At 46.4% G+C, this 15,110-nt stretch carries 13 protein-coding genes and 1 other RNA gene; 13 read left to right on the top strand and 1 reads right to left on the bottom strand.

From position 1 onward, the window contains the following. Positions 1-15: 15 nt before the first annotated feature. From era to rnpB, 11 genes are all read left to right on the top strand, one after another. A complete protein-coding gene (era, locus tag Q9R46_RS15470) occupies positions 16-915 on the top strand; it encodes a GTPase Era (RefSeq protein ID WP_145413843.1) in 900 nt (299 codons plus the stop codon). Positions 916-1,043: 128 nt separating this feature from the next. Next, complete coding sequence (locus Q9R46_RS15465; RefSeq protein WP_090914728.1) at positions 1,044-1,184, top strand: YqzL family protein; 141 nt, start codon at positions 1,044-1,046, stop codon at positions 1,182-1,184. A 33-nt stretch (positions 1,185-1,217) separates the two neighbouring features. After that, the gene (gene recO, locus Q9R46_RS15460) at positions 1,218-1,970 is read left to right on the top strand and encodes a DNA repair protein RecO (RefSeq protein ID WP_311280638.1); all 753 of its coding nucleotides are present in this window, start codon (positions 1,218-1,220) and stop codon (positions 1,968-1,970) included. 418 nt (positions 1,971-2,388) lie between these two features. Then, the gene (glyQ, locus tag Q9R46_RS15455; RefSeq protein WP_090914724.1) at positions 2,389-3,276 is read left to right on the top strand and encodes a glycine--tRNA ligase subunit alpha; all 888 of its coding nucleotides are present in this window, start codon (positions 2,389-2,391) and stop codon (positions 3,274-3,276) included. Beyond that, entirely contained in the window at positions 3,269-5,344 is a 2,076-nt protein-coding gene (gene glyS / locus Q9R46_RS15450) for a glycine--tRNA ligase subunit beta (RefSeq protein WP_311280636.1), read from the top strand. Before glyQ ends, glyS begins: the two co-directional genes overlap by 8 nt. 227 nt (positions 5,345-5,571) lie before the next feature. Next, a complete protein-coding gene (locus Q9R46_RS15445) occupies positions 5,572-6,039 on the top strand; it encodes a YaiI/YqxD family protein (RefSeq protein ID WP_373323246.1) in 468 nt (155 codons plus the stop codon). Positions 6,040-6,086: 47 nt separating this feature from the next. Next, positions 6,087-7,907, top strand: coding sequence for a DNA primase (dnaG, locus tag Q9R46_RS15440; protein WP_311280635.1), 1,821 nt, complete (start codon positions 6,087-6,089; stop codon positions 7,905-7,907). Positions 7,908-7,952: 45 nt separating this feature from the next. Then, positions 7,953-9,092, top strand: a complete 1,140-nt coding sequence (gene rpoD, locus Q9R46_RS15435) for an RNA polymerase sigma factor RpoD (protein WP_090914720.1) — start codon at positions 7,953-7,955, stop codon at positions 9,090-9,092. A 184-nt stretch (positions 9,093-9,276) separates the two neighbouring features. Beyond that, complete coding sequence (locus Q9R46_RS15430) at positions 9,277-10,035, top strand: tRNA (adenine(22)-N(1))-methyltransferase (RefSeq protein WP_311280634.1); 759 nt, start codon at positions 9,277-9,279, stop codon at positions 10,033-10,035. Further along, the gene (locus Q9R46_RS15425) at positions 10,011-11,126 is read left to right on the top strand and encodes a Nif3-like dinuclear metal center hexameric protein (protein ID WP_311280633.1); all 1,116 of its coding nucleotides are present in this window, start codon (positions 10,011-10,013) and stop codon (positions 11,124-11,126) included. The genes Q9R46_RS15430 and Q9R46_RS15425 overlap by 25 nt, the downstream gene beginning before the upstream one ends. An 82-nt stretch (positions 11,127-11,208) precedes the next feature. After that, positions 11,209-11,618, top strand: an RNA gene (gene rnpB / locus Q9R46_RS15420) — RNase P RNA component class A. A gap of 206 nt (positions 11,619-11,824) precedes the next feature. On the opposite strand, the gene Q9R46_RS15415 is transcribed toward rnpB, so the two are convergent. Further along, positions 11,825-13,054 carry an aminotransferase-like domain-containing protein gene (locus Q9R46_RS15415; RefSeq protein WP_311280632.1) on the bottom strand — a complete coding sequence of 410 codons (1,230 nt, stop codon included), beginning with the start codon at positions 13,052-13,054 and terminating at the stop codon, positions 11,825-11,827. A gap of 112 nt (positions 13,055-13,166) precedes the next feature. Between Q9R46_RS15415 and pdxR the strand changes: the two genes are divergently transcribed. Together pdxR and Q9R46_RS15405 are read left to right on the top strand one after the other, a co-directional pair. Then, positions 13,167-14,687 carry a MocR-like pyridoxine biosynthesis transcription factor PdxR gene (gene pdxR, locus Q9R46_RS15410; RefSeq protein ID WP_311280631.1) on the top strand — a complete coding sequence of 507 codons (1,521 nt, stop codon included), beginning with the start codon at positions 13,167-13,169 and terminating at the stop codon, positions 14,685-14,687. An 85-nt stretch (positions 14,688-14,772) separates the two neighbouring features. After that, positions 14,773-15,024 carry a hypothetical protein gene (locus Q9R46_RS15405; protein ID WP_090915622.1) on the top strand — a complete coding sequence of 84 codons (252 nt, stop codon included), beginning with the start codon at positions 14,773-14,775 and terminating at the stop codon, positions 15,022-15,024. Positions 15,025-15,110 lie beyond the last annotated feature (86 nt).

Below are 15,110 nucleotides of genomic sequence, written 5' to 3'. Positions count from 1 at the left end.
CCTGAGGAGGAACATATGAAAAAACAAGCATTTAAATCCGGATTCATTGCCATTATTGGACGTCCTAACGTTGGTAAGTCTACTTTGATGAATCAGGTGATTGGTCAGAAAATTGCGATTATGTCGGACAAACCGCAAACGACGCGTAACAAAATTCACGGGGTGTACACATCCGAAGAACAACAAATTGTTTTCCTGGACACACCGGGTATTCACAAACGTCAATCCAAACTTGGGGATTATATGAATGAAACAGCTTTGAACACACTTGGTGAGGTTGAAGCTGCCTTGTTCCTGATCGATGCATCTGAAGGTATGGGTGGCGGGGACCGATATATTGCCGAACAATTGAAAAGTGTGCGTACACCTGTCATTTTGGTCATGAATAAAATTGACAAAATTGCTCCGGAGGCGTTGCTGCCATTGATTGAGGAATATCGCAAACTGCATGATTTTGCGGAAATCGTGCCTGTGTCTGCTATGCTTGGTAGCAATGTGAGCACGTTGCTGGAACAAATCGGTAAGTATTTGCCGGAAGGTCCTCAGTACTACCCGGAAGACCAAGTGACGGATCACCCTGAGCAGTTCGTTTGTGCAGAGCTGATTCGTGAGAAAATTTTGCAAATGACACGCGAAGAAGTGCCTCACTCCATCGCCGTAACGATTGAAGACATGAAAGTTCAGGATAATGGTGTCGTATATATATCCGCCGTCATCTTTGTAGAGCGTGATTCACAAAAGGGGATCATTATCGGCAAGCAAGGGGCGTTGCTCAAAGAAGTAGGTAAGCGCGCTCGTCAAGATATTCAAAATCTGCTGGGCTCCAGAATTTTCATGGATCTGTGGGTTAAGGTGAAAAAAGACTGGAGAAATCAGGATCGCGTGTTGCGTGACCTCGGCTTCGGACGAGAGTAGTCGTTACAACAAGATGTGATATCAGGGCAAAAAATTTATCCATTAATTGCAACACATAGTTTTCTTTGCAGGACTCCATCCTATCGGGTATAACCAGACGTCATTTCCGAAGAGAGGATGAATTTCCGATGCGGGATTTTTCATGGAAGGTATTTTCAATGACAGGGGATGTGGAATCCTATTTGTTATATACCGAGACGTGTAACTCGTCAGGACAGGAGTCAGATACTGCAAGGGAAGTGAGTGAAGATGAAGAAGCTAAAGAATAAAGAGCTGATTCAGGAATGGTTAGGTGACGAGGCATGTTATATAGGGTGGAAGGCATTGTCATCCGCAGCATGGACTATGGTGAGGGAAATAAAATAATAACGCTTTGCACCGAAAGTGGCGGAAAAGCAGGTGTACTCGTTCGGGGGGCCAAAAAGCCCAAGAGTCGCCATGCTGCACTGGTGCAGCCCTTTACTTATGGTCAATATGTTTATTTTCGCAACACCGGCCTCGGTACACTGAATGCTGGAGAAATTATCGAATCCAATCATGAGCTCAGGGAAGATTTGATTAAGGCTGCTTATGCTTCCTATGCATGTGAACTTCTCGATCGAGTGCTTCAGGATGAAGAGACAGGGGCGTTTTGGTTCAAGCAATTAAAAGCTTGTTTGCAGGCTTTGAAAGAAGATAAAGATTCTTTAGTCATTATAAGTCTGTATGAGATGAAAATATTACAGGCAGCGGGGTACGGACCACAGTTGGATGAGTGTATCTCGTGCAGCCATGAGCGTCCCGATGAGCAATTATTTATTAGTCCAAGGCTTGGCGGTGTCTTGTGCAGGGCATGTAAACATTTTGACCCGCCAGCGATGTCCGTTAGTCCAAAGGCTTTAAAGTTGCTTCGCTTGTTTGTGCAGCTGGATCTACAGCGCTTGGGAAATATATCGGTAAGTGAATCTACGCGTAATGAAATTAAAAAGGTTATGCGGGCTTTCATGGATCACCAGCTAGGTCTTCATCTCAAATCCCGTTCTTTCCTGGATCAAATGGAAAAGTACGGGATTTGAGCTGTGATCACGCCTGAAAATAGTTGTTGACTTCATACTTTATTTTATATATCATGAAATATAAATTCTCTTTTTGGAGACATGCATTGAACGAGAAAGTAGGAAACTCGATTTAGAATATGATTGATACACATATGAGCTGAGTGAATTAGCTTGTGTATCAATGATAAGCGAGTCAGGGACGGTGAGAGCCTGATTGAATCGGTTTGTGAACAAGGCACTCGGGAGCATGAATGGACACGGAAAAGTGGGCCGAGATTAGACAAGGATTTGTTTGACTCAGGCCAAGTAGGGTGGAACCGCGGGAATAGCTCTCGTCCCTACGTCTGTACATCAGGCGTAGTGGGGCGAGGGCTATTTATTATTGCCTGTACACCTCCTATGCTTGCTAACAAACTACCCGAAAAGGAGCATGATTATGAATTTTCAGCAGATGATCTTGACGCTGCAACAATTCTGGGCCGAGCATAACTGTATTATCGTTCAGCCATATGACACGGAAAAAGGGGCAGGCACGATGAACCCGATGACCTTTTTGCGTTCACTTGGACCAGAGCCTTGGAAAGTGGCTTATGTTGAGCCTTCCCGCCGTCCATCCGATGGACGTTATGGCGAGAACCCTAACCGGTTGTATCAACATCACCAGTTCCAGGTCATTATCAAGCCTTCTCCGGATAATATCCAAGAAATCTACCTGGAAAGTTTGAATCGTCTAGGGATTGATCCGCTCAAGCATGATATCCGGTTTGTTGAAGACAACTGGGAGAACCCTTCGCTTGGCTGCGCAGGTCTTGGCTGGGAAGTTTGGCTGGATGGGATGGAGATCACGCAATTTACGTATTTCCAGCAGGTCGGCGGAATCGAAACGAATCCAGTAGCAGTGGAAATCACGTATGGTATGGAGCGTCTTGCTTCTTACATACAGGAAAAAGAAAATGTATTTGACCTTGAGTGGGTTGAAGGTATTGCCTATGGCGACGTATTCCGTCAACCTGAATATGAGCATTCCAAATATACATTTGAAATCTCTGACGTAAAAATGCTATTTACCCTTTTTAATATGTATGAAGAAGAAGCGAACAAAGCGATGGCACAGCACCTAGTATTCCCGGCATATGACTATGTGTTGAAGTGTTCCCATACGTTCAACTTGCTGGATGCGCGAGGCGCGATCAGTGTTACAGAACGCACAGGGTACATTACCCGTGTCCGCAACCTCGCTCGTCAAGTAGCAGCAACATATGTAGAAGAGCGCGAGAAGCTGGGCTTCCCGCTGATCAAGAAAGGGGGAGCCGAGAATGTCTAAGGATCTGTTGTTTGAGATTGGTCTGGAAGAAGTGCCTGCTCGTTTTATGCGCGCAGCTATCGCACAACTTCAGGAACGCATTGTGAAATGGCTTGATTCATCCCGTATTGCCTATGGTGAAGTGCAAGCTTACGCGACACCACGCCGTCTAGCTATTTTGATTCAGAACGTAGCTGACAAACAGGAAGATGTGGAAGAAGAGGTAAAAGGGCCTTCCCGCAAAATAGCGCTTGATGACAGCGTTAACTGGAGCAAAGCAGCACTCGGATTTGCACGCAGTCAAGGTGTTGAGCCTGATCAATTTACTTTCAAAGAACTGAACGGTGTTGAATACATTTATGCAACGAAAAGTAGCAAAGGTGTAGATACAGCATCCGTAATTGGCGAAGGTTTGTTATCCGTATTACACGCCATGACTTTCCCGAAATTTATGCGATGGGCGTCCTTTGATTTCAAATTTGTTCGTCCTATCCGATGGATTGTTGCATTGTTTGGCACGGAAGTGATTGATCTTGAAATAACGGGTGTAAAAGCGGGTAACGTAACGCGTGGGCATCGTTTCCTGGGCAATGAAGCAGTGGTATCCGAGCCTTCGGCTTACGTGGACGTGCTTCGTGCTCAGCATGTCATTGCAGATATTTCCGAACGTGAGCAGATGATTGTATCCCAGATTGAGGCGCTTGCTGCCGAGAAAAACTGGAATATTGCAATCAAAGAAGATTTGCTTGAAGAGGTATTGTTCCTTGTCGAAACGCCAACCGTATTGTTTGGCACATTTGATTCCTCCTTTTTGAACATTCCGCAGGAAGTTTTGATTACCTCCATGCGTGAGCACCAACGTTACTTCCCGGTATTGGACCAGGGAGGTCAGTTGTTGCCGTATTTTGTTACGGTTCGCAATGGCGGCAGTGATTCGCTTGATGTTATCGCTAAAGGTAACGAGAAGGTGCTGCGTGCACGTCTGTCAGATGCAAAATTCTTCTACGAGGAAGACCAAAAGCTGGAGATCAAGGACGCATTGTCCAAGCTTGAAAGCATCGTCTTCCAAGAAGAACTTGGCACGGTGGGAGATAAGGTTCGCCGCATTCGTAAAATTGCTGACAGCCTGGCTACGAAATTGCAAGTATCTGGTGATGTGGCTGAATCGGTTAGCCGGTCCGCAGATATCTGCAAGTTCGATCTGGTTACGCTGATGGTTGGTGAATTCCCTGAATTGCAAGGTGTGATGGGTGAGGATTATGCTCGGAAAGCTGGGGAAAAAGAAGAAGTTGCTAAGGCTGTATTCGAGCATTATCAACCTCGTTTCGCCGGTGATCAATCTCCTGCATCTCTTGTGGGTGCGATTGTTAGTGCGGCAGATAAGATAGATACAATTGTAGGATGTTTCTCTATTAACATTATTCCTACAGGTTCTCAGGATCCGTACGCACTTCGCCGCCAGGCAGCAGGTATTGTACAAATTTTGCTGGATCATCAGCTTCCACTGGCATTGTCCGATGTCTTCGGCGCGGCACTTGAAGTTCACGCTCAGATGAATCTGTTGAAACGTGCAGATGCAGAGGTGCGTAAAGATTTACAGGACTTCTTCGCATTGCGTGTGAAAAAATTGCTGTCCGAAACGGTTCGTTATGACGTTGTTGATGCAGTGATTGCTTCCGGATTCGATGATATCAGTGCAATCGTTCCTAAAGGTGAAGCGTTGATGAAAGCCGTGCTGGCAGCGGAAGAATTCAAAACAACACTGGAATCGTTCAACCGTGTAGGAAACTTGGCTAGCAAAGCATCAAACGCTTCGGTACATCCTGAATTGTTTGTAGAGGATGGAGAGCGTCAGCTGTTTGATGCCTGGAATCAAACGAAGGAAAACTATCGCGATGCATTGTCCAAGCATAACGCTTCAGAAGCTTTGGCTATCGCTTCAGCATGGAAGGAAGCCATCACGGTGTTCTTTGACTCTGTTATGGTCATGGCCGAAGATGAAGCGGTGCGTGCGAATCGACTGGCCCTTCTTGCTGCCATAGATCAAGATTTGAAAGGCTTTGCTGATTTCTCCAAACTGGTTGGATAAGTACGGCAGTTCAATGATTATCTTTGTACAATTCAGCAAAACATAAATACAGTATTAAAGAACGAAATATGAGGGTATAAATATACGGAACGGGTTGCTCAATGATTTGGACAACCGCTCCGTATTTTTAGCCTCTGTTTTTTCTCCATTAGACACAGAAGGATTTTCAATGACTGAGGTCGTATATTACAATATGCAGATATTTTATGAAACCGGGTGGTATAGGTTTGAGTGAATTGAATATACGTCACATCGTTGTTGATGGAGATGCTTGCCCGGTCAAGACGGAGATCGCCAATACCGCACGTCTCTTTCAGGTTCCTGTATTGCTTGTTTCTTCCTTTGATCATTTGTTGCAGGGGGGAGAAGGAGTACGAACCGTGCAAGTGGATCGCAGTGATCAGAGCGCAGATCTGTACATTGCGAATCATATTAAGCCATATGATGTGGTTATTACGCAGGATTATGGATTAGCGGCGTTGGCTCTTGGCAAACGTTGTTATGTTTTATCTTTTAGAGGCCGAGAATTTAACGATCGAGATATTGATTTTATGCTTGATTCCCGCCACACTGCGGCCAAAGCCAGGCGCAGAGGGCATTATGGGAAAGGCCCAAAACCCTTTACAGAGCAGGATCGAGAAATTTTTCAACATAAACTGACAAAACTTTTGAAAGATTTGCAGGAGAATGTGTAAGTTTATCGAATTATATTTACGTGTTAGAAGAGATGAAGGTGGCCGAGATGAGTACCGGACAAGGCGGAATACCCGAAAGTATTATTGAATCGGTATTGCAACAACATGATATCGTCGATACGGTAAGCCGATTTGTGCATCTGACCAAGCAGGGGAAATACATGAAAGGCCTCTGCCCTTTTCATTCCGAGAAGACGCCTTCGTTCACCGTTACACCCGAGAAACAGATTTTCTATTGCTACGGTTGCGGCACGGGCGGAAATGCCATCAAATTTAGGATGGAAATCGAAGGGTTATCCTTTCCCGAGGCTGTCAAAACAATGGCAGAAGAAAGTCATATCTCCATGGGTGACTGGCAGGGGCGTGAATCTGCTCATGTAAATCCGGAGACGGCACGTCTTCTGGAAGCTTATGAGCTTACCGCGAAGCTGTATCATTTTTTGTTGAAAAATACAGAGCATGGCAAAGTGGCCATGGAATATTTACGCTCACGCGGAATTGGTGACAAATTGATTGATCAGTTCCAGATTGGTTATGCACCAAATCGCTGGGACACGCTCGTGCAATTTCTGGAAAAACGCAACTATCCGCTGGAAGAGATGGAACGAGGCGGACTTCTGTCAGAGCGAAGTGAAGGTCACGGATATGTGGACAAGTTCAGAGATCGAATCATGTTTCCGATCCATGGCAGAAGTGGCAAGCCGATTGCATTTGCAGGGCGGATTTTGGGAGATGGACAGCCGAAATATTTGAACTCGCCAGAAACCAGATTGTTCAACAAAGGTCGTGTTCTCTACAATCTGCACCAAGCTAAAAATGCAATACGGAAACAGAGACAGGTCATTTTGTTTGAAGGCTACGGTGATGTGATCTCTGCGTGGGATCAGGACGTTCAGAATGGTGTCGCAGCCATGGGAACGGCGCTTACGGAGAATCAGGCTTTGATGATCAAAGGCATGTGTGATGAGGTTATCCTTTGTTATGACGGCGACCGAGCCGGACAGGCTGCCGCAATGAAAAACTTCCCCATTTTGGAGGAGGCTGGATTGCAGGTTAAGGTGGCACTCATTCCTGAGGGACTTGATCCAGATGATTTTATTCGCAAGCACGGCGGTGAACGATTCCGTCACCAGATTGTTGATGGCGCCGTAACAACTACAAAATTTAAGCTTATAAACCTCAAAAAAAACCATATACTGCTAGAAGGCGGCGGACAAATCGCTTATTCCAAAGAAGCAGTGAAATTAATTGCTCCCTTGTCCTCACCAACAGAGCGTGAAGTGTATCTTCGTGAACTTGCTGCTGAAGTCGATGTATCCTTTGAAACATTGAAGCAAGAATGTAACGAGGAACGGGAAGCGATGAAAAATAACGAGGATTATGGGGATAATAACCCGAAAAGGTGGAATAATGGTAGGCAACAAAATAGGCAGGTGCCTACACCCAATCTGTTGCCGGCATACCATGCTGCTGAGCGCAAACTGATTGCCTGGATGTTACAGGATGATGAAGCGGCTCAGTATGTAAATGAACATCTTGGCGAAGCTTTTAACATGGATGATCATGCAGCAATTGCTGCTTATCTATATGCCTATTATGCACAGGGCAAACCGCCGGATACAAGCCGTTTTATGTCTTCGTTGCATGATGATCGTCTGGAAAAGACGGTCAGCTCAATCTCGATGATGGATGGCCCAGGTGAATGGAGCGTCCAAGTGCTCGATGATTGCATCAGGGAAGTGTTGAAGTATCCGCGCAAAAAACAGTACGATTTAAAAAAGGAAGAAATGATTGCTGCAGAGCGGGCAGGTGATTCTGTACGCGCGGCACAAATTGCACTTGAGATGATTGCCCTAGAGAGACAGTGAACGTCTGGATGACTTGGATGTTTCTAGGGAGGAGGGAGTCGAGTTATGGCGAATGATCAGCATACTGAACTAGAAACAGAATTGACACTGGATCAGGTTAAAGATCAATTGATTGAATCAGGTAAGAAAAGAGCTTCACTCAACTATAAGGAAATTATCGAGAAACTTTCTCCGTTTGAGCAGGATGCAGAGCAAATGGATGAGTTTTACGAACAACTCAGTGACCTCGGTATTGATGTTGTTAACGAAAATGATGAAGAGGTAACCCTTCGCCCTAGCGAGGATTCCGAAAATGGCGGCAGAGATGGCGACGATGAATTCCACTTTGATGATGATCTGAGCTTGCCACCTGGGATCAAAATTAATGACCCTGTACGGATGTACCTGAAGGAGATCGGACGTGTACCTTTGTTGTCAGCAGATGACGAGGTGCAACTCGCAAAACGGATCGAAAACGGGGATGAAGAAGCGAAGCGCCGTCTGGCTGAAGCGAACCTTCGTCTCGTTGTAAGTATTGCGAAACGTTATGTAGGACGCGGCATGCTGTTCCTTGATCTGATTCAGGAAGGTAACATGGGTCTGATTAAAGCCGTAGAGAAGTTTGACCATAAAAAGGGTTACAAGTTCAGTACGTATGCGACATGGTGGATTCGTCAGGCGATTACACGTGCAATTGCTGACCAAGCACGTACGATCCGTATCCCTGTGCACATGGTAGAAACCATTAATAAGCTGATTCGGGTATCCCGTCAACTATTGCAGGAACTTGGACGCGAACCGACTCCGGAAGAAATCGCTGCGGAGATGGATCTAAGCGTAGAAAAAGTGCGTGAGATTACAAAAATTGCTCAAGAACCGGTTTCCTTGGAAACACCAATTGGTGAAGAAGACGATTCCCATCTGGGCGATTTCATCGAGGACCAGGAAGCATTGGCTCCAGCAGATGCTGCTGCCTATGAGCTTTTGAAAGAGCAACTTGAAGATGTTCTGGACACGTTGACGGAACGTGAAGAAAATGTTCTTCGTCTGCGTTTTGGTCTGGATGATGGACGTACGAGAACGCTTGAAGAAGTTGGTAAAGTGTTTGGTGTTACTCGTGAGCGTATTCGTCAGATTGAAGCCAAAGCTCTTCGTAAATTGCGTCACCCGAGTCGAAGCAAACGACTTAAGGATTTCCTCGAATAATTAAACTGTAGGAGACTTTCTGCGAGACGCTTTGGCGGCGGCGGGGTCTCCTTTCGTTTTAATTTGAACGGTTAGATTTCTTTCTTTTGGAAATTCATCCTTGAAATGTTTGATTGGATTTTATTTTATCGCTTTTCTTTACGCAATGCAAATCAATAAATTAAATGAATGGTGTAGGTGTCCCATGAAACTTTCGAATCGATTACAACAAATACATGACCAAATTCCTGAAGGTAGCCGGCTGGCGGATATTGGATCAGACCATGCTTTACTACCCGTCGCTGCAATCCGTAGCGGAAAAGCGGTGAGTGCAATAGCTGGGGAAGTTAATCCGGGGCCTTATGATGCGGCTTCTAAACAGGTCAGTGATGCCGGACTTCAACCGCAAATCACGGTACGCCGTGGAGATGGTCTCGATGTCATTACTGCTGGAGAAGTTGATGTCATTACCATTGCTGGCATGGGCGGCGCACTGATCGCTTCCATTTTAGACCGGGGGATCTCCAAACTGGAAGGTGTACAGCTTCTGATTCTGCAACCCAATGTAGGCGAAGATATTTTGCGACGCTGGCTACTCCAGCATCATTGGGTTGTCGTGGCTGAGCAACTTCTTGAAGAGGATGGCAAGATTTATGAAATTATTACCGCAATGCCGCAAGCAAGCAGCCCAATCACGAATGAAGAGGTATATCGTGCTCGCCCGTTACGGGGTAACGTGGAGTTGACGGAAGATTTGCTACTGCGTATGGGGCCCTACTTGGTGGACCGTGCAACAGACGTATTTTTTGCCAAATGGGAAAGTGAGATACTTAAATTACAGAGTGTGGTACAGTCCATCTCCAAGTCCGATCAGGATTCTTCCAGGGACAAAGCAGCAGAGGTGGAACAGCTTATCACGAGTTTGAAGGAGGTATTGGCATGTTTGCCAAAGGTCAAACCGTAATTCAATGGATGGAGCAACTTGCTCCTAAACATCTGGCAGTACCCGACGACCGTATTGGCTTGCAACTGGGAAGTCTGCAAAAGGACATTACCCATGTGCTTGTAGCGCTGGATGTCACAAACGAGGTTGTGGATGAAGCGATCCGGATCGGAGCCAATCTGATTATTGCACATCATGCGATTATTTTTCGTCCCGTAAAAACACTCAGCACCGATACGCCTATGGGCAAATTGTATGAAAAGCTGATCAAGCATGATATCGCGGTTTACATCAGTCACACGAATCTCGACATTGCTGAAGGTGGTATCAATGACTGGATGGCCGAGGCGCTTGGCATTGAGAGCAAGGAATCGCTCGAGGATGTGCACACAGATCAGTTGTACAAGCTGGCGGTATTCGTGCCTAGGAAACATCATGAGCAGGTGCTTCATGCGATTTTGGAAGCTGGAGCAGGTAGCATCGGTCAATATAATAAATGCAGTTTTAGCACCGAAGGAACAGGTACATTTGTACCTGGTGAAGGGACTCAGCCTTTTATCGGATCACAGGGACAGATGGAACGTGTGGAAGAGATGCGGATTGAAACGGTTGTACCTCAAAGTTTGCGGGGCAAGGTCATTCAGGCGATGTTAAAAGCGCATCCCTATGAAGAAGTGGCATATGACCTTTATGCAATGGATTTGAAAGGGCGCACACTTGGCCTAGGACGTCTTGGTCCGCTTCGGGAATCTAAAACTCTCGGTGAACTGGTAGAGGTCGTGAAAGCCGAATTAAATGTGCCTCATGTGCGCGTTGTCGGTGATCTGAACAAAAAGATCAAAAAGGTGGCTGTGCTAGGCGGCTCAGGCAGCCGTTATGTGCTTACTGCGCGATTCAAGGGTGCGGATGTCATTGTAACCGGAGATATTGATTACCACACAGCGCATGATGCGCTGATGGCAGGGATGTGCATTATTGATCCGGGTCATAACACGGAGAAAATCATGAAACCTAAAACAGCGGATTGGCTTCGTGGCCGACTAGCGGATCAGCGATACGAGACACAGGTTACTGCATCCCAGGTGGATACTGAAGTATTTCGCTTTGTATAAAAGAGAACATCTAGCCTAATTCCCATTAATATTTAGCTTGTGTGGGACAGCAAATGCCTGTATACTATGTAATGTTGTTCGGAAAGCTTGACAGACAATCGCTGGTGGCCTTTGTTGCCACGAGAGGAAAGTCCGGGCTCCACAGGGCAGGATGCTGGATAACGTCCAGTCAGCGCGAGTTGAAGGATAGTGCCACAGAAATGGACCGCCGATGGCCGGGTTTCCCGGCACAGGCAAGGATGGAACCGAGGTGTAAGAGACCCCGAGGAACGCTGGTGACTTCGTTCCTGGTAAACCCCATCTGGAGCAAGACCTAATGGGACACGGTCGCCTCTTTGGAGGAGACAGCCTTAGCCCGAGGTGTGTCTAGGTTGGTCGCTTGAGCTGTGCAGCAATGTATGGCCTAGATAGATGATTGTCGCTTCTGGTGGGAGGGTAGTTCCCGTTTGAACCACGAAGAGCACAGAACCCGGCTTACGGTAAGCTTTCCTAACTGCAACAACAACAACTTTCGAAATGAAATGCTCCTGTTCACGACGGGACAGGTTATATAAAATAAGGCAGCAGATTCGGTTTAACGAATTTGCCGCCTTATTTTTTTGTTAGAAAAAACCGCCTATCCCATATATGGAATAAGCGGTCAACTGTTATGGTGATCAATTACAGATGATTACAGGTTTTCATGCTTTACCGATCAGTTACATGGTAACGACATGGTCTGATTGATTGGAAGCATGCCAGCGCTGAATCGCGCGATCCATTCGCTGGACGGCCTCAGGAAGAAGCTCAGGGTCAGTATGAGTGAAGTTAATACGCATCCGGTTAAGCTCTGGCGTGCCGGCATAGAAGGAATCTCCAGGCACGATGCACACTTTTTCCTGAATCCCATAAGTAAATAGATTGCTGGCGAGCATACCTTCAGGTAATTGTAGCCATAGGAACATTCCGCCTTGTGGGGAGTTCCATGTAATGCCATCCCAAGATTTAGAAGCCATGAGTGTGGTTAGCTTTTTCATGCGCTCTTCATAGTCCTGAGAGATGTGGCGTATGTGGCCATCCAAATCAAAGGTCTCAAGCAAAGCATGGAGTGCACGCTGATCGATGCTACTCGAATGCAAATCTGCGCCTTGTTTGGCTCTGGCAGCGATTTTGATAATGTCGGGAGCAGCCAGAATCCAGCCTGTACGAAGACCTGGGGCTACTGTTTTGGAAAAGGTGCTGGTGTAAATCACGTTAGATGGTCCTTCATAAGAAGCGGCATCGAGTGCAGCGAGAGCGGGTACGTCCAGCTGTTCCGGTTTAAAGCGGATTTCGCCGTAAGGGTCATCTTCCAGAATAAGTACACCATATTTGCGGCACAAATCTACGGCTTGTTGTCTTCTTTCCCGTGACCAGACTTTGCCGGTCGGATTGGAGAACGTAGGGTTAATGTAGACGAGTTTAGGACGATGCAACTGAAGCTGTTCCTCAAGTGATTCAGGCAACATGCCGTGATCATCACAAGCGACTCCATGAGAGACTCCTTGATAGGATTGAATGACTTGCAAGGCAGCTAGATAAGTGGGTGATTCCACCAGCACGCGATCACCGGGATCTAAAAGGATTCGGCAGATGAGGTCAATAGATTGCTGTGATCCAGTAGTCAAAAGCATATGATCAGGTGAGGCTTGAAGTCCTTTTGATTCCAGGCGCTCGGCGATTTTGACACGAAGAGGCCGGTAACCTTCCGTTTCCGCATATTGAAGAGCGGCTGATCCGCTCATAAATACTTTTTCATACGCCAGGCGTATAGCTTCCAGTGGAAATGAAGTCTGTGCTGGCAATCCACCAGCAAGTGATATCATTCCAGGTGCCTGAGCAGCCTGCAACATGTCGCGAACGACAGAGGACGGGGTATTTTGTGCCATTTTAGACCAAGGTGTACTCATATTATTCTCATCTCCTGTTATTCACTGTTATACTGATATTATAACCTATATTAGACGTAGCACACTATAACAGTAAAACAACGATCATAACAGTTAGAGGTGATAAATAGATATGCATATCGAGCTTAAACGGGGAAGCAGTACCAAATTATATATGCAGATTGCTCTGACGATTGCAGATCGTATTCGCTCAGGTTTGATTGAACCGGGAACGAGGTTGCCATCTGTTCGTAAAATGACCGCTGATTTAGGCGTTAGTTTGGTAACGGTAACGAAAGCTTATGCAGAACTGGAGGCCATACAACTCGTTCGTTGCTCTCAGGGCAAGGGCTGTTATGTAAGGGGGATAGAGCCTTCCGGTCAAACCTCCAGGGAAGCAATTACCCACAATCAGATGAGCATCAGCGATGCGGGTGGTTCGTTGAACTGGCAGATGACATTGGTTGATTATTTGCCCAGAGCACAATTGTGGAGACATTTTGACGCGTCTCCCCAAGTCCGTTATGAACTTCATATGTCAGCGATTCAACCAGAGTTATTACCTACACGTGATATTATCGATAGCGCCTACCACCTTTCATCAGATCATGCAAAGCGCATGGCGGCTTATGGATCATTTCAGGGGGATTGGGAACTTAGACAGACCTTTGCAGCACATTTTGCTTCCCGCGGACTTCAAGTCGCGCCCGAAAGAATGTTAATTACAAGCGGAGCACAGCAGGGAATTGATCTGGTAGCTCGTACATTTATCGGTCCTGGAGATGTTGTATATATGGAGGCACCAACGTACACAGGAGCTATCGATGTGTTCACGAGTCGGGGAGCCAAAATCATTACCGTTCCTATGGACAACGAAGGTATGCGTATCGATCTGCTTACCCGCTTGTGTGATAAATATCCGCCCAAGTTAATCTATACCATTCCTACATATCACAATCCGACAGGTGTGACGATGAGCACTAAGAGACGGGCCCAATTGCTTAATATCGCCCAAAGTTATCACTGCCTTATTTTAGAAGATGATCCTTTTGCAGATCTATACTTTCGTGAGCCGCCACCGGCTTCGATCAAGTCCATGGATAGTGCAGGGCATGTGGTCTACATTAAAAGCTTCAGCAAAGTACTCTCCCCAGGTTGCCGTGTAGCTTGTGCTATAGCCGATGGGAGTGTGCTAACCCGGCTTGTGGCCGCAAAGTCTACGGCTGATCTGGGAAGTCCTTTATTAACACAGAAAGCACTTCAGGCTTATATCAAGGAACAGTATGATTCTTATGTTTATCAGCTCCGAGAAGAACTGTACTCACGCTTGTGTGCTGCCTCAGAGGTGCTGGAGCAGTATGCAACGAAGGAGATGCAATGGCGTCTTCCTGAGGGAGGGCTTAATTTATGGCTCGAATTACAGGGGATTATGGACATGCATGAACTGCATCGGCAGTCTCTCGCTGCTGGCGTGTCTTTTCTGCCTGGTTCAGCCTGTTATGTAGCGGAAAGCGACACGACGAGTCTACGGATATGTTTCACTGTGACGAGTAGCGAAGCGCTGAAGAAAGGGCTTCAAATTCTGTGTGCTGTCATCGAGAGGGTCTCATCGAAGCATGCCGGGGCAACGGCGGACAGGCTGCCGCTCATTTAATTTTTAAGGATATGGACATCCATCCATACCACATCGGGTTCACTGCAATAGGTTATAGTATCACTTGAAAGGGAGTTGGTTTGAAATGAACCATTGTTGTCCAGAGGTTTCACCGATTGTATGTGACCCGATCCAGGTTGTTCAGGATTATTACATTCCACAGATCGTGCCTGTAATCCACCCGATTGAAGTTGTGAAGCAACACCACTGTGTTCCAATACCTCATCATATGTACCCTGTTGTTATCAGAGAAGAAGGTCCAATGTATGTATCGAGCCATAAGAAAAAATCCGTGAAAAAATCAAGCAAAGCCCGCTCGACTTCCCGCAAACGCTAGTCGCAGTTAACGCCCCGGGGAAAAGAAGCAAGCCAAAAAGCAGCATACGCCCCGGGGCGCAGCTGCTTTTGTTTTTGATATAATCA

Origin of the sequence: Paenibacillus sp. RRE4 (assembly GCF_031844205.1) — a bacterium.
Taxonomy (GTDB): Bacteria; Bacillota; Bacilli; order Paenibacillales; family Paenibacillaceae; genus Paenibacillus; species Paenibacillus xylanexedens_B.
Note: the sequence above shows the minus strand (reverse complement) of the source record. Positions and strands in the feature narration are given on the sequence as shown.

What these genes read in the sequence shown, in the direction of transcription:
- Q9R46_RS15415 (WP_311280632.1), bottom strand. Translation starts at nt 13,054, where the DNA reads ATGAGTACACCTTGGTCTAAAATGGCACAAAATACCCCGTCCTCTGTC.
- Q9R46_RS15405 (WP_090915622.1), top strand. Translation starts at nt 14,773, where the DNA reads ATGAACCATTGTTGTCCAGAGGTTTCACCGATTGTATGTGACCCGATC.
- dnaG (WP_311280635.1), top strand. Translation starts at nt 6,087, where the DNA reads ATGAGTACCGGACAAGGCGGAATACCCGAAAGTATTATTGAATCGGTA.
- glyQ (WP_090914724.1), top strand. Translation starts at nt 2,389, where the DNA reads ATGAATTTTCAGCAGATGATCTTGACGCTGCAACAATTCTGGGCCGAG.
- pdxR (WP_311280631.1), top strand. Translation starts at nt 13,167, where the DNA reads ATGCATATCGAGCTTAAACGGGGAAGCAGTACCAAATTATATATGCAG.
- rpoD (WP_090914720.1), top strand. Translation starts at nt 7,953, where the DNA reads ATGGCGAATGATCAGCATACTGAACTAGAAACAGAATTGACACTGGAT.
- Q9R46_RS15430 (WP_311280634.1), top strand. Translation starts at nt 9,277, where the DNA reads ATGAAACTTTCGAATCGATTACAACAAATACATGACCAAATTCCTGAA.
- recO (WP_311280638.1), top strand. Translation starts at nt 1,218, where the DNA reads ATGTTATATAGGGTGGAAGGCATTGTCATCCGCAGCATGGACTATGGT.
- Q9R46_RS15425 (WP_311280633.1), top strand. Translation starts at nt 10,011, where the DNA reads ATGTTTGCCAAAGGTCAAACCGTAATTCAATGGATGGAGCAACTTGCT.
- era (WP_145413843.1), top strand. Translation starts at nt 16, where the DNA reads ATGAAAAAACAAGCATTTAAATCCGGATTCATTGCCATTATTGGACGT.
- Q9R46_RS15465 (WP_090914728.1), top strand. Translation starts at nt 1,044, where the DNA reads ATGCGGGATTTTTCATGGAAGGTATTTTCAATGACAGGGGATGTGGAA.
- glyS (WP_311280636.1), top strand. Translation starts at nt 3,269, where the DNA reads ATGTCTAAGGATCTGTTGTTTGAGATTGGTCTGGAAGAAGTGCCTGCT.